19 protein-coding genes are annotated in these 21,542 nt (G+C 51.4%); 11 read left to right on the forward strand and 8 right to left on the reverse strand.

Annotation, left to right across the window (positions count from 1 at the left end; translation table 11 throughout):
- Positions 1 to 28: 28 nt before the first annotated feature.
- The gene (locus ACFODX_RS04150) at positions 29 to 1,960 is read right to left on the reverse strand and encodes a choice-of-anchor I family protein (RefSeq protein WP_378116350.1); all 1,932 of its coding nucleotides are present in this window, start codon (positions 1,958 to 1,960) and stop codon (positions 29 to 31) included.
- Between the two features lie 166 nt (positions 1,961 to 2,126).
- On the opposite strand from ACFODX_RS04150, the gene ACFODX_RS04155 reads away from it, so the two are divergent.
- A complete protein-coding gene (locus tag ACFODX_RS04155; protein ID WP_378116352.1) occupies positions 2,127 to 3,119 on the forward strand; it encodes an NAD(P)-dependent alcohol dehydrogenase in 993 nt (330 codons plus the stop codon).
- Here the strand turns inward: ACFODX_RS04155 and ACFODX_RS04160 are convergent.
- Together ACFODX_RS04160 and ACFODX_RS04165 are read right to left on the reverse strand one after the other, a co-directional pair.
- Complete coding sequence (locus ACFODX_RS04160) at positions 3,116 to 4,009, reverse strand: hypothetical protein (RefSeq protein WP_378116354.1); 894 nt, start codon at positions 4,007 to 4,009, stop codon at positions 3,116 to 3,118. The genes ACFODX_RS04155 and ACFODX_RS04160 overlap by 4 nt on opposite strands.
- Positions 4,010 to 4,086: 77 nt before the next feature.
- On the reverse strand, positions 4,087 to 5,553 hold the full coding sequence (locus ACFODX_RS04165; protein WP_378116356.1) for a vanadium-dependent haloperoxidase: 1,467 nt from the start codon (positions 5,551 to 5,553) through the stop codon (positions 4,087 to 4,089).
- A 179-nt stretch (positions 5,554 to 5,732) separates the two neighbouring features.
- On the opposite strand from ACFODX_RS04165, the gene ACFODX_RS04170 reads away from it, so the two are divergent.
- Positions 5,733 to 6,305 carry a peroxiredoxin-like family protein gene (locus ACFODX_RS04170; protein WP_378116359.1) on the forward strand — a complete coding sequence of 191 codons (573 nt, stop codon included), beginning with the start codon at positions 5,733 to 5,735 and terminating at the stop codon, positions 6,303 to 6,305.
- Positions 6,306 to 6,362: 57 nt separating this feature from the next.
- Here ACFODX_RS04170 and ACFODX_RS04175 read toward each other — a convergent pair whose 3' ends face one another.
- On the reverse strand, positions 6,363 to 7,340 hold the full coding sequence (locus tag ACFODX_RS04175) for a hypothetical protein (protein ID WP_378116361.1): 978 nt from the start codon (positions 7,338 to 7,340) through the stop codon (positions 6,363 to 6,365).
- A 498-nt stretch (positions 7,341 to 7,838) separates the two neighbouring features.
- On the opposite strand from ACFODX_RS04175, the gene ACFODX_RS04180 reads away from it, so the two are divergent.
- On the forward strand, positions 7,839 to 8,156 hold the full coding sequence (locus ACFODX_RS04180) for a 2Fe-2S iron-sulfur cluster-binding protein (RefSeq protein WP_378116363.1): 318 nt from the start codon (positions 7,839 to 7,841) through the stop codon (positions 8,154 to 8,156).
- A gap of 11 nt (positions 8,157 to 8,167) precedes the next feature.
- Entirely contained in the window at positions 8,168 to 9,130 is a 963-nt protein-coding gene (locus tag ACFODX_RS04185; RefSeq protein ID WP_378116365.1) for a LysR family transcriptional regulator, read from the forward strand.
- 54 nt (positions 9,131 to 9,184) lie between these two features.
- On the opposite strand, the gene ACFODX_RS04190 is transcribed toward ACFODX_RS04185, so the two are convergent.
- Positions 9,185 to 9,511 (reverse strand): Dabb family protein, encoded by a 327-nt coding sequence (locus ACFODX_RS04190; RefSeq protein ID WP_378116368.1) that lies wholly within the window; start codon positions 9,509 to 9,511, stop codon positions 9,185 to 9,187.
- Positions 9,512 to 9,688: 177 nt separating this feature from the next.
- On the opposite strand from ACFODX_RS04190, the gene ACFODX_RS04195 reads away from it, so the two are divergent.
- From ACFODX_RS04195 to ACFODX_RS04225, 7 genes are all read left to right on the forward strand, one after another.
- A complete protein-coding gene (locus ACFODX_RS04195; RefSeq protein WP_378116370.1) occupies positions 9,689 to 10,348 on the forward strand; it encodes a nitroreductase family protein in 660 nt (219 codons plus the stop codon).
- A 27-nt stretch (positions 10,349 to 10,375) separates the two neighbouring features.
- Positions 10,376 to 11,755 carry an enoyl-CoA hydratase-related protein gene (locus tag ACFODX_RS04200; protein WP_378116372.1) on the forward strand — a complete coding sequence of 460 codons (1,380 nt, stop codon included), beginning with the start codon at positions 10,376 to 10,378 and terminating at the stop codon, positions 11,753 to 11,755.
- 59 nt (positions 11,756 to 11,814) lie between these two features.
- Positions 11,815 to 12,990 carry a Phenylacetic acid catabolic protein gene (locus ACFODX_RS04205; protein ID WP_378116374.1) on the forward strand — a complete coding sequence of 392 codons (1,176 nt, stop codon included), beginning with the start codon at positions 11,815 to 11,817 and terminating at the stop codon, positions 12,988 to 12,990.
- Between the two features lie 66 nt (positions 12,991 to 13,056).
- A complete protein-coding gene (locus ACFODX_RS04210; protein ID WP_378116376.1) occupies positions 13,057 to 14,643 on the forward strand; it encodes an NAD(P)/FAD-dependent oxidoreductase in 1,587 nt (528 codons plus the stop codon).
- A gap of 23 nt (positions 14,644 to 14,666) precedes the next feature.
- The gene (locus ACFODX_RS04215; protein WP_378116378.1) at positions 14,667 to 18,023 is read left to right on the forward strand and encodes an AMP-binding protein; all 3,357 of its coding nucleotides are present in this window, start codon (positions 14,667 to 14,669) and stop codon (positions 18,021 to 18,023) included.
- Positions 18,020 to 19,069 (forward strand): MBL fold metallo-hydrolase, encoded by a 1,050-nt coding sequence (locus ACFODX_RS04220; RefSeq protein ID WP_378116380.1) that lies wholly within the window; start codon positions 18,020 to 18,022, stop codon positions 19,067 to 19,069. Before ACFODX_RS04215 ends, ACFODX_RS04220 begins: the two co-directional genes overlap by 4 nt.
- Positions 19,070 to 19,109: 40 nt before the next feature.
- Entirely contained in the window at positions 19,110 to 20,318 is a 1,209-nt protein-coding gene (locus ACFODX_RS04225; RefSeq protein ID WP_378116382.1) for a cation:proton antiporter, read from the forward strand.
- A gap of 65 nt (positions 20,319 to 20,383) precedes the next feature.
- On the opposite strand, the gene ACFODX_RS04230 is transcribed toward ACFODX_RS04225, so the two are convergent.
- The 3 genes from ACFODX_RS04230 to ACFODX_RS04240 form a co-directional block, all read right to left on the reverse strand.
- A complete protein-coding gene (locus ACFODX_RS04230; RefSeq protein ID WP_378116384.1) occupies positions 20,384 to 20,680 on the reverse strand; it encodes a type II toxin-antitoxin system RelE/ParE family toxin in 297 nt (98 codons plus the stop codon).
- The gene (locus ACFODX_RS04235; RefSeq protein ID WP_378116386.1) at positions 20,677 to 20,952 is read right to left on the reverse strand and encodes a type II toxin-antitoxin system Phd/YefM family antitoxin; all 276 of its coding nucleotides are present in this window, start codon (positions 20,950 to 20,952) and stop codon (positions 20,677 to 20,679) included. Before ACFODX_RS04235 ends, ACFODX_RS04230 begins: the two co-directional genes overlap by 4 nt.
- Before the next feature lie 88 nt (positions 20,953 to 21,040).
- Positions 21,041 to 21,463, reverse strand: coding sequence for a PACE efflux transporter (locus ACFODX_RS04240; RefSeq protein WP_378116388.1), 423 nt, complete (start codon positions 21,461 to 21,463; stop codon positions 21,041 to 21,043).
- Positions 21,464 to 21,542: the final 79 nt, after the last annotated feature.

Here is a 21,542-nt window from a genome sequence, read left to right on the forward strand (position 1 = left end):
TCTTTCAGGGTGGCAACACCAGCCCGGATTATTGGGCAAAACGCGCTTCCACCTCATAGATACTGGTGGTGCCGCTGACTTCGTTGCCCACCATTAACAGTGCTTTGCCGTTGGGTGAGTCCTCGGCGCGGATAAACGTCAGGCCCTCTGGCCCCAGGTCGCCGGCGTTGGCCAGCACTGTGCCCGGGTCTTCGCTAGTCCAATCTTCGCGGGTATTGAGGTAGTCCACCCGCACCGGCGCCGCCGGATTGGTGATGTCGTACACCAAGATACCGCCCATGCGCTCCAGGCCGACAAACACATAGGTTTTGCCGTGCAACTGGCCAATGGTCAGGCCTTCCGGCTCCGGGCCTTTGGCATCGCTGCGTGAATCCAGCGCACTGCCTTCATCGTGGCCGCTGTTGAAGTAGTTGGCGCAGGGAATGTTGCGCGCGGCGCCCAGTTTGCAGTCCTCGCTGGCGATGAACTGCTCTATGGCATCGCCCGAATCCCAGACTTGTTCACCCTGGCTGTTCCAGATGGAGATGGAGCGGCCGCCGTAGCTGTAGAGCGCGTCGTACATCAAACGGTCGCCAGCGGCATCTTCCACACCACTGCTGTTGAACTTCACCGGCGCGCCATTTTCATGAGTGCGATAGCCCATAGTCCAGGTGATGTTAAGGCGACCCAGCACCTCGTCAGCGCGACAGTTGCCGGGGTTGCCCGCCACCGCACCGCAGTAGCCAAACACCTCGGGGTTGAGCAGGGCGCCAGCACCCAGTGCACGCAGTTGCGGCGGCAGGTCATCGCCGGCGCGACGGTCAAAGCCACCGGTGTGGGTCAGGTGTTTCACACGGAATTCTTCGACAAAACCTTTGCTGGCATCGCCTTCCCAGTAGGCCGCATTGTCCTCGCCCCAGGCGCGGGCATCGCCTTCGTTGGCGGTCACCAGATAGGTGCTGCTGTTGACGCTAAAGGCGTGGATGGCATCGGGCAGGTAGAGGCCGCGCACCCCGGCGTGGGTGGTGATATTGATCAGGCCGTCTTCGTCGTTGCTATCCATACCCTTGCCAGCGGCGCCGTGGTCTTTATAACCCAGGGCTTTGACGCTGGTGATGGTCGCGCTGGCGATATCCACCACCGCCAGGGCATTGTTTTCCTGCAGGGTCACCCAGGCAGTGCGGCTATCGGCAGACACGGCAATGTATTCCGGCTCCAGATCCTGCGCCTGACTGGCATTGGGGCCGTAGATGCGCACGCCCATAGCCTTGAGGTTTGCCTCCAGGGTAAAGGCGGCGGTCTGCACGCTCAGGTTTTGCAGGTCAGTGATATTGACGATACTCACCGAACCTTCGGGATCGACACTGTAATCATCGCTCGGCTCGCCCTCGTTGGCGCTGAGAATGCGCGTGCCGTCGGGGGTAAAGGTCAGCATATCCGGCTGGGCGCCCACGGCCACATGGCCAATGGCGCTCAAATTGCTGGCGCGGTAAAGGGCGACATAACCCGGGTCAGTTTTGGTCGCCGCCTCCACCGCCAGAGCCACCAGGCCATCGCGCACGGCCACACTGTTCACTACCGCGCCGGCGGCAATGCTGGTGGCATCCAGGCTGCCCAGTTTGATGGGGTTGGTTGGGTCGGTTAAATCCAGCACATCCACCGCACCGGCTTGGGCGTTCACGATAAAACCGCGCTTGCTGGCCGGGTCATACGCGGGGATTTCCGCCGCCGACACGCCAAACTGGCCACTGCTGTAGCGGCCCAAGTGTTTAAGTGTCACACCGGTAATGGCAGCCATGCTGCTGGAGGATGAACTGGCTGGTGCAGAAGAGCTAGCCGGCGTTGAAGCGAGCGAACTGGAAACCGACACGCTCGAATCAGACAGGCTGGCACTGGACGATGACGAACCATTGCCATCGCCACCACAGCCACCCAACAAACCAGCCAGCGCAAGGCCAGCAACAAGGGGATTAAATTTCATCGCAGTAAACTCCGCTAACCAATGTAGCGGGCAATAATGGGTGCCATAAGTTACAGGTTTATGACTGCCCAGCGCCTGCTGCACGCCAGGCGTAGGCTACAGATACTTACATTTTTGTCGTCTAGCGCTACCTATACTCGGCCAATCCCCTTGCATGGAATTCGCAATGAAAGCTGCCGTTTATTATCGCTATGGCCCAGCCGATGTGGTCACCGTCACTGAAATGCAACAACCCCAACCCAAGCCCCATCAACTGCTCATAAGGGTGCATGCAGCCTGCCTGAATTCGGCGGATGTGCGCCTGCGCCGCCTGCAGGTGCCCTTGGGGTTTGGCTTGCTCTCGCGCTTGGTGTTTGGCATCACCGCGCCGCGCCGCCCGATCCTTGGCGCTGATTTGGCCGGTAGGGTAGTAGCAATTGGCAGTCAGGTAAGCCACTTCCAGCCGGGCGATAAGGTCATCGCCCTCACCGGCATCACCATGGGCGCCCATGCCGAGTACATCTGTTTGGATGCCAAGGGTGCTATTGCGCCTATGCCGCGCGGGTTGGATTTCCACGAGGCGGCCGCGCTGGTGTTTGGCGGCACCACCGCGCTGGATTTTTTGCGCCGCGGCCGCCTAAGCGCCGGCGAGACAATTGCGATTAATGGGGCCGGCGGTGCGGTGGGTTGTGCGGCGATCCAACTGGCGCGCCATTGGGGCGCCAAGGTCACCGCCATCTGCAGCGCCAGCAAACGCGAGTTGGTGCGCCGCTTGGGTGCAGCTGAGGTGGTTGATTATCAACAGGAAGATTTCACCCGTGGCGATGAACGCTACGACCTGATTATGGATACCCAGGGCAATGCGCCCTGGGCCGAGAGCCGGCGCGCCCTGGCACCCGCCGGCCGGCTACTTGCGGTGTGCGCGACCCTGCCGCAAATGCTGCAGGCACTGGTGTTGCCGCTGTGGCAGCGCGAGCGAGTGATCGCCGGCCCCTGCGCCGAACGCGCGCAAGACCTGGCCGAACTTGCGCAACTGGCCGAAGCCGGGGTACTGCGGCCGGTTATCGACCGGGTTTACCCACTGGCGCAAATCGCCGAGGCTCACCGCTACGTGGAGCAGGGGCACAAACAGGGCAGTGTGGTGATCGACATGATGGCCACCAGCACTGACCGGTATTAGTTGCGCCCGCGCGGGAAGCTAAACATCAGCTGCGGCAGGGCAACAACGCCGGGGCCGCCCTCGTGGGGTGCCTTGAGCAGTTGTTCGGCCACAGTGCCGTAAACCCGCCCCTCGGGGTGCAGTACCAAGTGCAGGTTGAGCGGCTGGTACTGCTCGGCCTGCGACCAGCGCTGCGGGCAAAAGCCCATAGGCTGACTGGTTTTCAAACGCCCCAGGCGATCCGCCACCATCACATTGGCAGAGGCGCCGCCAAAGGCCAGATCCGGCTGCAAACCCCCGTTGCCGATTGGCGGCGGCGGGTTGACCTGATCGAAATAAAACAACCAAAGGGTGTAAAGCCCACCCGGCACCAAATGGCTGGCACTCAGCTCGTAATAACTTTGGTCGCCGTCACACACAAAACGAATCTTGCCTTCCGCCTTGATCCAATCCGCGAGGGTATAACCTGCGCTGAGCGAGCCGTTGCTGGCTTCATGCCAGGGCACCTGGGTGGTTGGCGGCAAGGGTTTGGCGGCGCCATCGCTGCGGTAGATCTGCGGGAAATCGGCGAGCGGAATATTCTGGTGCAGGGGGAAATCCGGCGTCACTGCGACATTAAATATCGCCTGATATATCAGCGGGTCGGCATGGGTGCAGAGCGGCGCCGCAAGCGGGGTATGGGCATCGATGGCGCGCGATTGCCCGGCACCACAGACACCGTTAATGGGGAAACTGGTTTTGCCGATGATGGGCAGATCCACCAGCGGTTCGCCCAAACGCTGGTTCCAGCCGGTAACCGCATGGCCCTCCATAGTGGTTTGAATACGTGTTTTTGCCGCTGCTGGCAGGGCGATCAGGCTGAGGGCAAGCATTGTTGCCAGCAGGGTTTTGCAGTGGTTAATCAACATCATGTGCCTCCTGTGTGGAGCGATTGGGTGACCGGAAAAAGAAAAGGGAGGCCAGGCCTCCCTTGTCAATCGCGCGGGGCTTACTCCGCTTTCACTGCCACACCATTGATATGGCTGGTGAGGAACTTGTAAGCCTTGGCGCCAACCCGATCACCGATGCTGTAACCGCCATCGATAGAGTCGCGGAAATGCACACCCGCATACAAACGGCTCATGCCGCACTTCTCGCGGAAGTCGCTCCAGGTGGGGAAGCTGAGCTGCAGATTTTGCTGGGGTGTTACACCCGGCTCATAGGTGGATGAACCGGCGGGGTAATCCACCGTCCAACCCAACTCGTCGGTTTTGAGGAAGCGCGACAGCACATAGGTGTGCGCTGCACAAAAGGCAGCCGAACCCGATGGGTATTCCGCGTGATCTGCCACCGGCAAATAGCTGGTCCACTGGTTGGCGGGAATATCGGTCACAGTGCCTTTACCCGGGCCACCCCAGGCTGTCACTTTTTGGCTGCCATACACATATTGGATAGCAGACCAGGGGCGCACTGCATCCCACTTCACTTTTTGGCGCCACACCGCAATCGCGGTATCAAATTCGGTCATGTTGCTGAGGAACGCCATTTGTACCGATTCGATATAGGGCAGGTTAAATTTTTTCGCCGCAAAAATTTCCGAGAAGCCCAGGCTACGCAATTTGTAATCAAACAATTCCGCAATTAATTTGTGCTCGTCGGTCAGGTTGGCTGAGTATTGCAGCACATCATCCACCTGCGCTTTGTAGGCAGAATAATTGGCCGGGTTACTTTTCCAGGGCGCGGGCAAATTAAATTGATTGGGGTTTTTAAACGAGTAGGCTTTGGTGTAACCCATTTGCGGGGTAACAAATTGCTGCACGTTAAATTTACCAAAACCATTGGTGCCCGGCGCCGGCTGCCAGCGACCTGGGTGCTTCAGTTGGTAGTAGGTATTAACCGGTTTGTAGCCGGTGTAATCCTTGTAGGGTTTGCGATTGTATTTAACGCCGCCTTCATCGCCCAATTGGTTCATGCCATCGTGCAAACGTGCATTCACCACACCAAAGCCTGCGATATTGCCAATACCAATCGGATTGGTTGGGTCCATGTTGTCATCGGTTGGATCAAGGCCAAGGTTCATCAACATGCCATCCCACTGCGCCTGACGGTGCGGCGCAATACTGCTCAGTACACGATAGGCGGCGTAAAGCACGGAAATATTTTTGTCGTGATTATTGGTTTCTGTGCGACGTTCAGAAATTTTTGAATAAATACCCACTTGGGTTGGGTGATAAGGCGCCACCGCATCAAACCAGGAATTGGACAACATAGCAGTATGGCGCAGCACCAAGGTGGCATCTGAACCACTTTTACTCACATCGGTAGACAACAACTGGAAGGCATTCGGAATAACTACTTCAGCAGGCGCATAACCGGTATTTAAATCAAACGCAAACACATTGGTAGAGGCCAATAACAAAGTGGCCTGGAGTGCGCGTTTAAGCGGATTTTTTTTCAACAGCGATAAATTTTTCATAGCAGATCCTTTAAATGAACAAAAAACAGTGAGTGACGCGATTGCGCATCTTATAGATCCGGCGCTAATAGTCAGCATCGAAAAATGGGACACTGTGTATTAAGAATTTACCTCTGTGGCTGATTACAATGCGGCTCGCGCCACGCGTGGCAGCAGTCTTTTTAACCAAGGGATGATTTATGAAACGTTTTCAGGTGGGTCAACAACTGCAGCAGTTACACTGGAAGGATATCAACGGCAACGCGGTAAATATTCCCGATGCCGGCCATTTTGTGCATTTACAATTCCGGCGTTTTTCCGGCTGCCCGATTTGCAATATTCATATGGGGCAACTCAAAGCGCGCGCGCAGGAATTGCGCAATAACAACATCAAGGAAGTCATAGTGTTTTATTCGGAGGATAAAAAAATCCAGCAAAATCTGGGCGATATTCCCTTCACACTTATTGCTGATCCGCAAAAAAAGTTATACGACTACTTTGGTGTGGAGCGCTCGCTGAAGTCGGTATTGGACCCGCGCGCTTGGCCCGCCGCTATGGGTGGTCTGCTCAAAAATATCAGCCGCGCACTGCGTATGTTGCCGCGCGATGATGAATCCATGTTTGGTCTGCCCGCTGAATTTCTGTTTGATCTGGACGGCAATATTATCGCCTGCAAATACGGTGAACACGCCTACGATCAATGGACTGTGGACGAGCTGTTGAATCAGCTGCATAGCCAGGTGCTCTCCTCCAGCAAGGATTCCATTGCTTAAATCACCTGAACTGCACAGCAGCGCGCCCGGCATAACCGGGCGCTATAGAATTAGAAATTAATCCACCGCTAACTTTAATTCCCGATCAGCCACCGGCAGCAGCAAGCTGCCACCCGGATTAAACAACAACACGGTTGCCGCCGCGATAATCGGCGCATGGCCAACCAATTCCTCCGGCCCCAGCACCACACCGGTGAGGGTAAACACCAATAAAATTAATAACTGTGAGAGCCGCGGCGCCAGGTTACACACCAACAATAAACCAAAACATAACTCGGCCATGCCAGCAGCAAATACAAAGTGAATATCGGTAAAGGCATGCATACCAAAATAATGCGGAAAATTAAACGCAGGGTACTGCTGTAAAAAAGCTATGCCATAACCCGGCGCTAAAAATTTATCGTGAAATGTCAGAATAATCAGTTGCAAGCCAAGGCCGAACTGTAAAATCAATAAACCCAGATGGGGACTGCTAATGGAATAGCTAGCCCCCAACCATTTCCATTGATAGACATGATCCAGGCGATGGCGATCCGTAAAAAATAACGCCAGTGCCAGCGCAATAAACTCAGGGGCGTAATCAATAGCGCTGCTGAGCGGAAACAACCAAAACAATAACAGCGAAAAAACCAACAGCGCCAGCGCAAACAAGCTGACATTAATAATCAACAATAAAATTAACAGCGCCTGTACCAGTGAATATTGCAACGCCGTTGCCTGGGATAATTCCGGCGCTACAAAATTAGGTGCAACAAAATGACCCTGTAATATATTGGCCAGCAACACAATGCCCACCGAGAACTTCAACAAGCTATTTACCCAGCTATTTACATTATGCCGGGGCGCCTGGAATAAACGCGGCAGTAACGGCGCTTCCAGCCAGGCCTTGAGCGGATCGCTGCAGCGCGCACGGCGCTCCAGTAAATGTGCAAATAACAGAAATAAAAGTGCACCAATAAAGATCACTAACATCAAACCATCAAACACAAAACGGGCTTGTAGATTTTGCTGATCCTCCTCGATAAACCATTTCACATGGGCTGTGGCTAGCGGTGTTAGTGTCAATAAAAATATAACTGCCAAATATCGTGCTAACGCTGTTTTAATCGCGCGGTGAATGAATTTTTTAATCAATGCAATTGTTAATGAGAACCTTTTCATTGTTGTCTTCCTTAGTATCCTCTTACCAAAAACCTAACTTTTGATTGGCAATTTCCCCTATTAAAATTGCCAAACCCATAACCGAAAATTACTGTTTATATCGGTTGTGCAAATTTTATTCTTGGCGAGGTTAATTACTGAGTAAAATTATCGGAACACAGAGTGCCAGTATTGAGGTGAATATTTCCTATAAAAGGTAATAGGACTGTGTTAAACATCTCACCGAAAATTCAGGCGACAAATTTAGGAAAATTTTTTGAAAATTTTATAAAATTGCCCGGTGCTACCAGGAACACCTAAACCTGTGTCGCCAAAAGCAACAAACGATATTCCCTAACTGTCATTAACAAGGAACCCACGAGGAGCAAGGAATTGAATTACATATCAGTGATTGATCATGAACAAAATGAAGTCAAGGTAGATGCGCCACCCGGCGATACCCTGATGGAAATACTGCGCGATAATTTATTTGACGTTGCTGCAACCTGCTCTGGTGCCGGAACCTGTGGCACCTGTCATTTGCATGTCGATGAAGCCTGGTTTGGCCTGCTGCCACAAAAGGATTGTTATGAGGAGGACACCTTGCGCGACTCCTTTCATTATTCAGCAACACAATCCCGTTTAGCCTGCCAAATTACCTTTGATGAATCCCTCAGTGGTATTCGTGTATCACTGGTTAACAGCAATTAGCAGAGGAATCCATGGCCACCAACATCAATTTAAATGATATTTATATTTTCCATTTTGTTTCCGAGCTGAAAAGCATTACCGCTGCCAGTAAAAAGCTCAATACCAGCAAACAAACCATCAGCCGCAAATTGGCACAACTGGAAGAGTCGCTCGGGGTGACGCTGATTGCACGCAATACCCGCAACTTTCAGCTAACCAATGCCGGGCAGGATTACTTTCAAAGCTGCGCCAAAATTATCGAACAGGTTGAACAGGCCAATGCCATGGTGCAACAGCACCAAACGGCGATGGAAGGGCGCATTAAAATCTGTTTGCCCCATGAATTTAATAACAAAAAAACCTGCAGCTATTTTATGAATTTTATGGACGCTAACCCCGCCATAAAATTGGATATTTCGCTCTGTGATCGCAACAGCTTTTCCATGGCCGATGGTTTTGATTTGGCAATTCGTTTGGGTGAGCTGGAGGATTCATCCATGGTGGCCCGCTCTTTGGGCGGCGTGAACTATGGCTTGGTGGCAAGCCCGGCTTACCTGAAACGTTTTGGTATGCCACAAAAATGTGAAGATTTATATCAACACACTTATATTATGGTGAGCAAAAGTTCGTCCGCCGTGGATAAGGATTCGCCGCTATTAAAATGCCGGCAACTGGTGGTCAATGAATTTATGTTAGGTAAACAATTTGCGAGCCAGGGTTTTGGATTGGTGCGTTTACCTTTATTTATGTGCACCGAAGAACTGGTGTCCGGCGAGCTGGTAATACTGCCCGTAGAACAATGTATGGAAACCCGCCCACTGAGTTTGATGTTCCTGAAAGATAAATATATGCCCGGTTATGTGCGTAAATTTATCGATTATGTGGTGGATATATGCCGCGATCAGGATATATGGACAGTTAACCCCGAACCTTATATTTATTTGCCACCAAAAGCGAAAACCACTGCAGCAGTCAATCAGGCAGTTTCTGCCTGATTGATAGCAGCGGGCATCGCCCTGGGTTAGTTCGTGCGCGCATTATTGCGCTAACTATGCGGCACTGTTAAAAACAATTCGCCGCTCTACAACGGGTTTAAAATTATCGCGTGCAATATCCAGGTGGAATTGGCCGCTGATAAACTCATTTAAGTAGTCTTCGCTTTCAAATTTCCACACGGTCATTACATCGGGGAACAGGACGTTCTCCACATGCTTACTCAACGCCTGCTCATTGGGCATAGCCTGGCACTGGCGTATTTCAAAACTTTTCAAACCGCGCGCTTGCTTTACCAGCAACTCCAATCCCTTATAAAAATTGGCGACCAGATTCACATCTGCATCTTTTTTAAAAATCACCAATACCCTGCGTTCAATCATTTTTTATTCCGCCATCCAACTTTTATTTCGACATCCAACAATTTCATCGCCATTTTATTCAGGATGGATGAATTGAATAGTTAAATAAATGGGACACTCTATCCAGTAAATTTCACTTTCTATTCACTGCTGCCACTGGCAACCTCAGCGCCAAGGAATGACAAAGGGCGGCAAGTAATGCTTGATTTTGATATTAACAAAAACCTGACAGCAGATAGTTGCATTAGCAAACAGGAATTGTCGGCACAATTTTTTCAGCTGCAACACTTGCTGCAACAGCGCCGTGCAATTAAATATTTTGATGCTGCGCAAGCCATGGATGATCGCGAACTGGATGCCATTTTAGCCAGCGCAAGTCAGGCACCCTCCGCATTTAATTTGCAGCATTGGCAAGTCGTACATATTAAAAGTGCGCAGCGTCGCGCCGAAATTTCGGCGCTGGCCTATCACCAGCCGCAAATTCAACAGGCCGCCGCGCTGTTAGCCATAGTCATGAAAAAAAACGTCTGGCAAACCGCTGCCCACATAGCGCAAGCCGGTGGCGAAAAAATTCAAATGCATCTGCAGCGGCTCTATGGTGATAAACCCCAGCTCGCCCGCGATGAAGCCATGCGCTCCTGCGCCATGTTTTCCATGTTGGTCATGCTCGCCGCCGAAGCAGCGGGTTATCGCAGCTGCCCAATGAGTGGGGCAGATTTTACTGCCATTGGTAAATGCCTTGGGCTGGATGCAACACAGGAAATTTGCATGCTGATTACCCTTGGGCGCGAAGCTTCCGATAACACCATCGCCCGACAACAACGCTTGCCGCTCTCACAATTTTTATACCGGATTTGACCCGCCGCATTACCCAAAGGAAATTTTATGGAAACCAATTTTATTCATGTGCAGGTTCACAACCAGGTCGCCATTCTTGAATTGGACGACCCCTCGGCCAATACCCTGACCTTTCATTTGTTGCAGGAATTGGAACAGCATTTTTTGCATTTGGAAGCTGACCCCGGCATTCGCGGTGTCATTTTAATTGGTAAGGGCGATAAGTTTTTTTCTGGCGGCGTCAACATCGGCATGTTGCTCACCGCGGGGCGGCAACACAATTCCCATTTCATTCTCTACGCCGCCGAAGTGTTGGATTACATTCAATCCTCACAGTTGCCAGTGGTCACTATTATTAACGGCAACATTACCGGCGGTGGTTTGGAGCTGGCGTTAATTGCGGATTACCGTATCGCCGTGGAAGGTGATTACAACATAGGTTTTCCCGAAGTGCGCCTGGGCGTAATTCCCGGTATGGGCGGCACCCAGCGCTTGGCGCGTTTGGTAGGTGCACAGCGCGCGCTGGAAATGATTACCCAGGGTGAATTTATCAGCCCGCAAAAATCCCACGCTATTGGTTTGGTGGATCAAGTATTGCCGAGTGATGCTTTCCGCCAACAAGCCATCAGCCAAGCCACTGACTACATTCATCAACACGCCAGTCAAACGCCACGCCGTGCGCAAGCCTTCAAACATTTTCCGCTGCTACTGGAAAAAAATTGGATTGAACTGAATATTGAAGCAGGCCTTGCCACCATTAGCTTGCACAGCGCATGCGAACAATACAGTGCGCTGGAAATTCTGCTCGCCATCAATGAATTAATTCTGGAATTGCGCACCGACGATGCCGTTTATGCGCTGTTGATTGATAACCGCTGTGCACAATTGGGCTGCGATGACTCAGGTGAGCAAGTGCAATTATTGCAGCGGCAGATTGCTTATATTTTTGGCCGCATCAGCGGTTACGCCCGCATCAGTGCGCTGGCCGTGCGCGCGCCCTTATCACCCCTTGCCTTTGAACTGGCGCTCTATTGCGATTATCGCCTCTGCCGCAGTGCGCTTGCGCAAAACGATGCGCTGCAAAAAATTAATGGTTTTTCGCCCGAGCTGGAGCGTTATCAGGATTTTATTCCCGCACACAACAGCAGCGAGCAGTGGGCAGTGCCAATTGCGCAATTAATTGCAAGCGGCTTTTTAAAACCGCAAGACCAACCCGCTGAGTGGCTGCAGCGGTTTATTCCACCCACCGGCGCTGGTCAGGCCATAGGTTACGCCAAACTCGCCATCACCCAGGGCCACACCCAGGCAGTTTCTGCGGCGCTGTTACTTGAGCGGCATTTGCAAGAGCAATTGTTTATGTCCTACGACAGCAAAGAGGGCATGAAAGCCTACGTGGAAAAACGCAAACCCTTTTTTACCGGCGCTTGATTTACGCAGATAAACACAGACAAGCGCAGAAAAACCCATTGTTATGGCAGGTATTTTTTATGGAAAGGATTATCGATCAGCAATTTACCATCGCGCCCAAATACCATCAGGCGCTGTTGGATTGGCAAGCAAAACATTTTCCCGATATGGCGCTGCTGGATAAATATTGGGACAAACATTTCCCCGGCGAAAAACCCTTTGTGCTCTGCGCCAAAACCAATCCGGTAAAAAATGATTTGATCATGCAGGGCAAGTATCGCGGTCGCGCCAAATTCCAACAGGCGCGCGATATGCGCGGCAGTATGTTGTATCAGGCACTGCGCATTATTAAAGCGCAATGCAGCACCGAGCTGGGCTCCATCCAACAGCATGTGGATACCGTAGATGCCTCCCACTCGGATTATGCGCGCTTTAGTGTGTTGCGCATCATGGCGGAAGAACTGCGCCACGCTTACCAAATGTTTTGGGTGTTATCCCACGACAGCAGCTGGGCGTCCACTGGCGATAAACGCATCGCCGATAATTTAATGGATGAACTGCTGGCGATGGATACCGGCAGCCATGTATTGGATGCCTTCAATATTAATTTTACCGACGCGCTGGATAACATTGCTTTTGCCTGTTTTATCGACCGCGTAGGTAAATTCCAGTTGAGCATGCAAGAAGAATTTGCCTACGCGCCTATGTCTGCCAGCATGCGCCCCATGTTGAAGGAAGAAGCCTTTCATTTAAAAACCGGCTGGGAAGTGCTGCGCGAAATTGCGGTGAATGCCAGCCTTGGCATAGGCCAATGGCAACTGGCCGATGTGCAGAAAAAAATAAACCTCTGGTATCCGCGCGCGCTGGAAATGTTTGGCAATTCCGAGGGCGGCGAATCCAATTTGCAATTCAGTTTTAAAACCATCTCCAACGCCGAAGCGATTCAGGGTTACATCAAAGAAGTGGAATCGCTGATGCAATCGCTCAACGCCAGCATTATTGCTGCGCAACACCCGGACTTATCGCGCAGCGCCATTAAAGAGCGCTTGTTAATTGATTCACCGCTGTATTTGCCCTCCACCCGTTTTTTGCGCATTCGCGCCGCGAGCGACACCACCAGTGCACAGCGAGTGTTTGATGTGAGAGGCAAAGAATTGGCACTGGTTGATTACAGCCGCTATTTGCAACAGGTGTTGCCAGAAAAATTCTTGCGCACTGATTTTGGCCGCCAGTACTTGGCGCAATTCGCCAGTTGATGACCCAGCGCGCCCAACCAGGCGGTATTTACTTTTTTATTTTTGCAATGAATGACAAGGAGACTAATGATGTTTGATGTAGCAATTATCGGCTCAGGTATGGGCGGCAGTGCCAGCGCTATTATGTTGGCAAAACTCGGTTATAAAGTGGTGCTGTTGGAAAAAGGCAAGTTGCCACGTTTTGTGATTGGCGAATCCACAACGCCACTGCTCAGCAAAAAAATTCGCTATTTGGGCAAAACCTACCAGATCCCCGAATTTGAACACATGGCCACCTACGACAGTATTGTCGCCAACAAACTGCCCTTCACCTGCGGCCCCAAGGAATTATTCCATTATTTCTGGCAAGAACCGGGACAAACCCACGCCGAGGTAAATGGTGTCGCGCGCGAAATTATTGTGCAAACCCCGGAAGTGGATACCCAATTACTGCGCGGTGAAAGCGATAAATATTTGGTTGATGTAGCGGTTAATTACGGTGTGGATTACCGCGATATGACCGATGTCACCGACATTGAATTTTTGCCGGAGCAGGTATTAATCAGCTGCGTTTCGCCCGCAGGTGAAGCCTATCAGCTGAGCGCAAAATTTATGATTGACTCCTCGGGTTTCAAATCGCTGATTTCACAAAAATTACAGCTGGCGCTACCGGAAGCAGAGCTGGATATTCCCCTGCGCAGCCGCTCCATTTTTACCCACTTTGAAAACATCAACGAGTTTGAAACTGTGGCCCACGCGAGCGAGGATTTTATCAACCGCAGCCCCGCCGGCCGCGAGCGCGCCACCCAACACCACTGTTTTGATGGCGGCTGGGTATGGATTATTCCGTTTGATAATGGTGTCACCAGCGTAGGTTTGAATTTGGATATGGATGTATTTGGCAATAACGATTTGCCGGCCGAGCAGGAGTTTTGGCAAATCATTGAGCGCTTTCCGATTATTCACCAAATGCTCGCCGGTAAAACCACCAAGTTTCCGTTTATTAAAACCGGGCGCATCCAACACCGCGTGCGCAACGCCGTGGGCGACCGCTGGGCAATGCTGCCCGGTGCTGCGGTGGGTGGCGATGCCTGGTTCAGCACCGGCCTCGCTTTCACCCTGATGTGCGCACACCGCATTGTGGATTTGCTGCACACCAAAATGCTGCCCAATAATCACTTTTGTAAAAACATTCTCGCTAACTACGAAACCGCGCTGTTTAAAGAGTGGAAAACCACCTGCACTATGGTGAATGGCATTTATAAAAGCCTGAAACATTTTGAAGTATTTAAACACTACTGCTTCTTCTGTTTTATGGGAGCAGAGTCATTTATTTATCGCCGTGGCATAGGCGCGCCCCACGATATGAATTTGCTGTTGCTCAATGCCGGCGATGAAGAATTTATGCAGAAGTTTGCGCATTTTTATGCGCTGGTATTGGAGCTGAATCAGGCCGATACCATCACCGCTGAACAAATTCAGTACATGCGCCACTTTGTGCAAACGGAAATGAAAACCTACAACTTCCGCGATTACGGCAACCCGATTTTTGACGGTGTGCATAAACGTATGCCTATGCCGGTGTGGGACGGTGTATCCAAACCGGATATGAGCCGCGCGCGCACCGACAGCCAAACGGCAAATGAAAAACCAAGCGCAATGGCACTTGCCTGATAAGGACATCACCGGGGTTAGTCATGAATACTATGGCGCTGCTCGCACCTGTTGCGTGCGAAACATTGGTCGTTGGTGCAGGTATAGCAGGTTGCTGGACTGCACTGAATTTGGTTGAGCGCGGCATTAATACCGCGCTGATTTATTACGATGATGCTGATCGCGGCGGGCGTATTGGTTCTACCGCTATTTCGGTGGGCGCCATTAATACCGCGCCGCTGGAGCGCGCGGATTATATTCCCTGGCTGGAGGAAATGGGGCGCGGGCAAATGCACACTTCGGTTGCGCCAGTCACCGTGAATAATTTGGCGACGCAATTGGAAAAATTGCGCGCATTCGATGCGCTAAAACCCATCGAACTGGGCCTTGCGCTGGCGTCAGGTTCTGGCAAAAAACTCATCGACCAATTGTTGGCCGTGCTCGCTGAAAAAGGAGTGACGCTAATAAAAAATGGTTGGGTGCAGCGTATTGATGCAAGCGAAACCGAATGTCGCGGGGTGCAATACCAACAGGGTGAACACTGCGGTTACATTGCCGCAGCGGCCTTGGTATTGGCACCGGGCGGCTACTCGGGTTTATTTCAGGGCGCGGTAAAAACCGGCACCTATGGCGCCGTTCACGGCCGCTTTTTATTGGCGGGCGGAAAACTCAGCAACCTGGAATTTGTATTCAAACACGGTTACGGCCAACCGGATTTGGGCAAACTCACACCCACCGAAGAATTGCCCGGTGTAGAAATTTACGATGCCAAAGGCCAGCATGTGAGCTGGTTGGAAGAAGAATTATTTTATGGGCGCGGCACCCATAATCATTTCCAGGCATTTATGACCTGGCGCAAAGATGAAGACACTCACTACTACGTGGATTTCCGCTTCCGCGATTTTCATCGCACCCTCAGCAGCTGGTTAAAACGCCCACAGGCTGAACGCAGTGAAAGTGAATTAATCCAGCAGCTCAGTGCATTTATTGATAGCACAGCGCAGCAGGCTTTTAACCAGTGGTTAATGCCCCTGTGTCGCGCTGAACGCGAATACAGCTTTAGCGAATTTTGCGCAGTAAAACCACTGCTGGCCGCCGCCTGCCCGGTGGATAAACACCGCATCCGTCAAATCGCCTATTTCTCCATGGGCGGCATTTTGCACCACAGTTTTCTCACCAATTTGCATCAGGTATTTGTCAATGGCGAAGCCATGCACGACTATGGCGCGCATCGTGTAGGCGGTTTGCCATGGGCGTTGTATTTATCCGCCGCACAAAAAATCGCGGAGGATATATCCCAATTAAAACAGCGCGGTCAACTTAACACAGCGCAACATGACGCGAATAACCAGCTGCCAGTAATCGCCAAAAGATCGCACTTTGATGGCAGTTTACTCGCGCAAATCCAGCAGCAATTATTTGAATTTCAAGAGCGCGGCCAACACGAAGCGGCACTCAGCCAATTAATTGACTGGCTGCGCGCGCAGCGCCAACAACTGACCTGCGCCGGACGCGAATTGGATGACGCCTTTGCTTACCTCGCGCTCGCCGAAGCGATTGTGGTTTCATCGGTGGTGCGGCGCGAAAGCCGTGGCTGTTTTTTCCGCAGCGATTACCACGACGAAAACTTTAACCTGCGCGCTATGCGCAGTGTGGCCTCCTTTGATCCTGACAGCGCAGAAGTCTGCGCCGCACTGGTGAATAAAACCCGCATTCTGGATTTGGTGGCCAATCGCGGTGCTGGCAAACTAAAAATGGAATTAGGCAGCGAAGCGCAGAATGCCGCCTATTTTTTGGTGAAAAAACACCTTGCTACCCAGCTCGCTAATCACACCGCGCTCCAGTTTGAAGGCCAATCCATTAGCTATGCCGAATTAAACCAGCGCATTGAACAATACGCGCATTTTTTATTTAGTCAGGAATTAACTCGCGGCGACAGAGTGGCACTGTTGCTGCGCGACAGCCCCGAGTGGATTGCGCTGTTTATCGCCTGTTTGCAATTGGGTTTAATTGCGGTGCCCTTGAATACCTTTGCCAAAGAAACGGATTTAATTTTTTATTTGCAAGATTCGCAAGCGCGCCTGTTAATCACTGAACAACCACTGCTCAGCAAATTGGATGTCAGCGCGATTTTTGCGCAGGTGCCCAGCCGCATTCTTACGCTGGAGGATTTATTGCCGCTGCCCGCAGCACAAATTCACCACTGTGTGGCGGTGGATGAACAGACACCCGGTTTTATTTTGTATACCTCCGGCAGTACCGGCAAACCCAAGGGCGCACTACACAAACACAGCAACCTCGCCGCCACCGCCAAACAATTTGCCGCACAGGTCTTGGCACCACAAAGCGGTGAGCGCTTTTACTCCAGCTCGCGCTTATTTTTTGCCTATGGCCTGGGCAATAGCCTGACCTTTCCGCTGTATTTTGGTTGCACCAGTGTATTGAGCGCCGAGCGTTTATCCGCCGCCGATACCCTGGCGCTGCTTGCACAACAGGAGATCACCCATTTCTTTTCGGTGCCGGCGATTTACACCGCGCTGACCCCGCTGCTAAAGCAACAGCCACTCGCTGCCAGTGTGCGCATTTGTGTCAGCGCCGGTGAACCCTTGTCGCCACTCTTAGCGCAGAGCTGGGTGCAGGAAACGGGTCGCACTATGGTGGATGGTTTGGGCAGCACAGAAGCCCTGCATATTTTCTGCTGCAGTTATTACTACCCCAGTGGCGAATTTACCCAAGGGCAAGCAGTGGCGGGTTATCAACTGCAACTCTTGGATGACAATAATTTTGTGATTCACAAAACCGGTGTCACCGGCAATTTGGCGCTGCGCGGTAATTCCATCGCCAGTGGTTATTGGCAGCAGCCGGAGGCCAGCAGTAAAACCTTTGTGCAGGATTTACTGCTCACCGGCGATCAATACCAATTAACTGCCGCGCAGGAATTTAGTTACATAGGCCGCAAGGGCGATATGTTTAAAGCCTCAGGTTTGTGGGTATCGGCCTATGAAATTGAATTGGCCATGCGCAGCCTGGATTATGTTGCCGATGCCGCGCTGGTTGTCTATCGCAATACCGCGGGCGAACAGACAACCGCCGCTTTTATTTGCCCGGCTACCAAGGCCGTAAGCCCTGCCGATTTGCACCAGTTTGAACGTTTTAGCCAGCAATTGAGCGAGCGTTTGTATGCCGATTTAACCGCGCGTTTGTCGCGCCATAAATTGCCGGGAGCGATTTATTTGCTCAGCGAAATGCCGCGCACGGCGACTGGAAAATTATCCAAACCGGCACTCAAGGAATTGGCACTGGCTAAAAATGAAGCAGCAGCACAATCGGCCTACAACATCAATAAAATTAACAACAAGAACAATGACAACAGAACAGAATCAACAACGGAGGTTGTATGACTAATAACGCGATTAGCGTAAGTGAAATTTTTACCGGCATTTACCAATTAAAAATGCCGCTGCCGTTTCGCTTGAACCACATTAATTTATATTTGCTGGAGGATGTGAATGGCTGGTATTTAATTGATACCGGTTTAAACACCCAGCTGTCGCAAGAGTTGTGGGCGGCATTTTTACAGTCCGGTTTTTTTACCAAGCCAATTAAAAAAATTATTCTGACTCATTTGCACCCGGATCATATTGGCATGTCTGCCTGGTTGAGTGAGCAGCTCGCAGTGCCGGTTGCTATTTCCGCATGCGACTGGGCCATGGCGACTTTTTTATGGAATAACGGCGATGCAGCGGGGGAAAAAATTTACCAACAGCATTGGACACATTTTGGTTTGCGCGGCAGCCAATTGAGTGAAATGGTGGAACTGCGTGGGCAGTATAAAAAGTTGGTTAAACAATTGCCCGCCGAGGTGGAAATTATCCACCCGCACGACCGTTTATTTAGCAGCTCCGGCACCTGGGAATTTTTGCCCGGTGCCGGTCACTCACCCGAGCATATGGCGCTGTGGAATAGCGAACAAAAACTGTTAATCAGTGGCGATCACCTGCTTCCCAGCATCACACCCAATATCAGTTTGCACCCTGTAGGGCTGCGCAACCCCTTGGAGTCTTATTTACAATCGCTGGAGGAATTTAGCCTGTTGGACTGCAAACATTATCTGCCAGCGCACGGTGCTATCTCCAGCGATTTTCGCGAGCGCATCAACCAAATTACCCTGCATCACCAACAAAAATTTGCCGACTTGATGAACCAATTGCCGACGCGTTTTACCGTGGTAGAAGCGCTGCCCTGTATTTTTAGCGCGGATTTGCCCGCGCACCAATTGTTGTTTGCCTACGGCGAAACGGCGGCGCATCTCATTTATTTGGCGGAGCGCGGTTTGCTGCAGCGCGATGACGACGACCCTTGGTTATTCATCAACCCCTTCCAAGTCAACAGCGCGAAATACACAGTGGATAGGCCGGCAACGCGCCTGCACACCTCGCCCTGTTAATCACTATTAAACATCCCTGTTCATAAAGGACTAGCAGACTATGCACGCCATCACCCAGACCGAAATATTTTTAATCGCCATGTTAATTATTTTTACGGTGCCGTTTTTATTCTGGCGCTATTTGCGCACGGATTTTTATGCACCGCTGGTGGTGGTGCAAATTATTATGGGCATAGTGTTGGGGCCGGGTGTATTGGGTGCGCATTTTCCTGAGTATTACGATTTTGTGTTTACCCCAACCACCATTCAAAATTTAAATGGCATCGCCTGGTGGGCGGTCATGCTGTTTGTTTTTATCGCCGGTATTGAATTGGATTTATCCAAAGCCTGGCAATACCGCCGTGAAAGCGGCATCACCGCCGGCCTCGCCTTGGGTACACCCTTGTTGTTTGGCTCACTCGCGGGTTTATTGCTACTCACCCAAACCGGCTGGATGGGCAGCGAAGCCAAAAGCTGGCAATTTGTGTTGGGCATTGGCATGTCCTGCGCGGTGACAGCACTACCGATTTTAATTTTGTTAATGGAAAAAATGGATCTGCTGCGCCAACCCATTGGCCAGCGCATTTTGCGTTACGCCAGCCTGGATGACATTGCTATTTGGGCAGTACTGGCATTGATTTTATTGGATTGGGAGCGCGTAGGGCGGCAGCTGATTTTTTTAGTGGGCTTTGGCTTGCTCGCCTTTTATTTTCGCAAAATCATGCAGCGCATGGCCGAAACCGATCGCTGGTATTGGTCGCTGATTTGGCTCGCTGCGATTGGTTTGGCGGCGGATTGGGCGGGTTTGCATTTTATGGTGGGCGCATTTTTAGCCGGCGCGATTATGGACAGCCATTGGTTTAATCAGGAAAAAATGGATTTGCTGCGCCATCACGTACTGCTGGTGATGATGCCGGTATTTTTTCTCAGCACCGGCCTGCGCACCGATTGGGCGCTGGGCGGCCAAATGGTATTTGTCGCCGCTGCTATTTTATTGGTTGCATCAATCGGCGGGAAATTAATCGGCGTACAAATCGCAGGGCGCATTTTGAATTGGGAAAAAGGCGAGGCCTCTATTATCGGCTGGTTCCTGCAAACCAAAGCGCTGATTATGATTATTTTTGCCAACGTACTGCTGGATAAAAAAATCATCACCGCCGACAGTTTTACCGCGCTGTTAATTATGGCCGTGGTCAGCACCATGCTCACCATCCCCATGGTCACACCGCGCTTATCGCGTTTGGCCGCGGTGATTTTTCGCACTAATTAAAAATGATCTTCTAGAACATTGTCTTGAACAAAAATTTCCCCGCGGCGTTTAGCCTCAGGGGAATTTTATAACCGCCGCTCATGCCTGCTGTGACGAATATGCAGCACCTCAACCTCAGCACCATTGATCCGATAAAGCACACGATAATGACCAGTCACCAAATGGCGAATGCCCAGTTGTAAGTCTGCATCTTCGGGAGCAACTGGGCAGCGCTCAGCCATCACACTCAAATTTTCGATAGCGGCAATTAATGTGAAATACCAGTGACTGGCATTTTGGGGGGAGTCCTCGGCGATTTGTTGGTAGCGCTCCACCAGATCCCTCTCCGCCGTTGGTTTGATAATTACCCGATATTCCTTCAAGGTTTAATTCCATGTTTGGTTTCAAATTCTTGCCTGAAATCCTGTAGGTCGCGACCTTGTTCGTCCACTGCTTGGCGGATCTTGAGCAGGCTATCGGCGTAATCCGCCAAAGCGGCCATTTTCTCGTAGCTTTCGGCATCCTGAATCACTACTGCGGCTCTGCCATTAACGGTCAGTATTTCCGGGCGCTTGCTCTCGTTGAGGCGTTTGATGTGCTCCGCCGGTTTGCGGCTGAAGTCGGTCACAGTGTAAATATCAGCGCTGGTAAACATAAGGCACTCCTCTTATCACAGAGAATAAACAGATTATTCTCTGTTTTACCCTTCCACTGAGCAGTTTGCAACCTTCAACATTTAGCACCTAGGCAGTCACCGCTGCCGGCAAGCCAAACAGCTCGTCAAACGCCCAATTAAAAACAAAGGTGTAGATAAGGAAAAAGGCGAGCAGTGCCAGATCCATTAGCAGTGCTTCCAGCAGGCTGACCTTGAGGATGAGGGCGATAAGTGGCACTAAAAAAATCACCAACCCGCCTTCAAAACCCAGCGCATGCAGCAGGCGAATGCCCAGGCTGCGGCCCTGCTGCTGGCGGTGTTTTTCCCACTGTTCAAAGCCGTAGTTAAAAATCAGGTTCCATACAATCGCCACCGCCGAGGCCACTACCGCAATAGCTGTCGAGTGGCCCGCGCCGGCGCCGGTTATCCATTTCAGCAACAAGGCCGACAGCAGAATCGCCACCAACTCATACAAACCGACGTAAACCACCCGCCGTTTCACCCCTTGCATAACACCCTCTTAATTCGCTTGATAATGACAATAGAGCCATCTTCCCCATTTGATGCTGATAGAAAAAGTTAGCTACTAT

The sequence above is a fragment of the Cellvibrio fontiphilus genome, from assembly GCF_042646205.1.
Classification (GTDB): Bacteria; Pseudomonadota; Gammaproteobacteria; order Pseudomonadales; family Cellvibrionaceae; genus Cellvibrio; species Cellvibrio fontiphilus_A.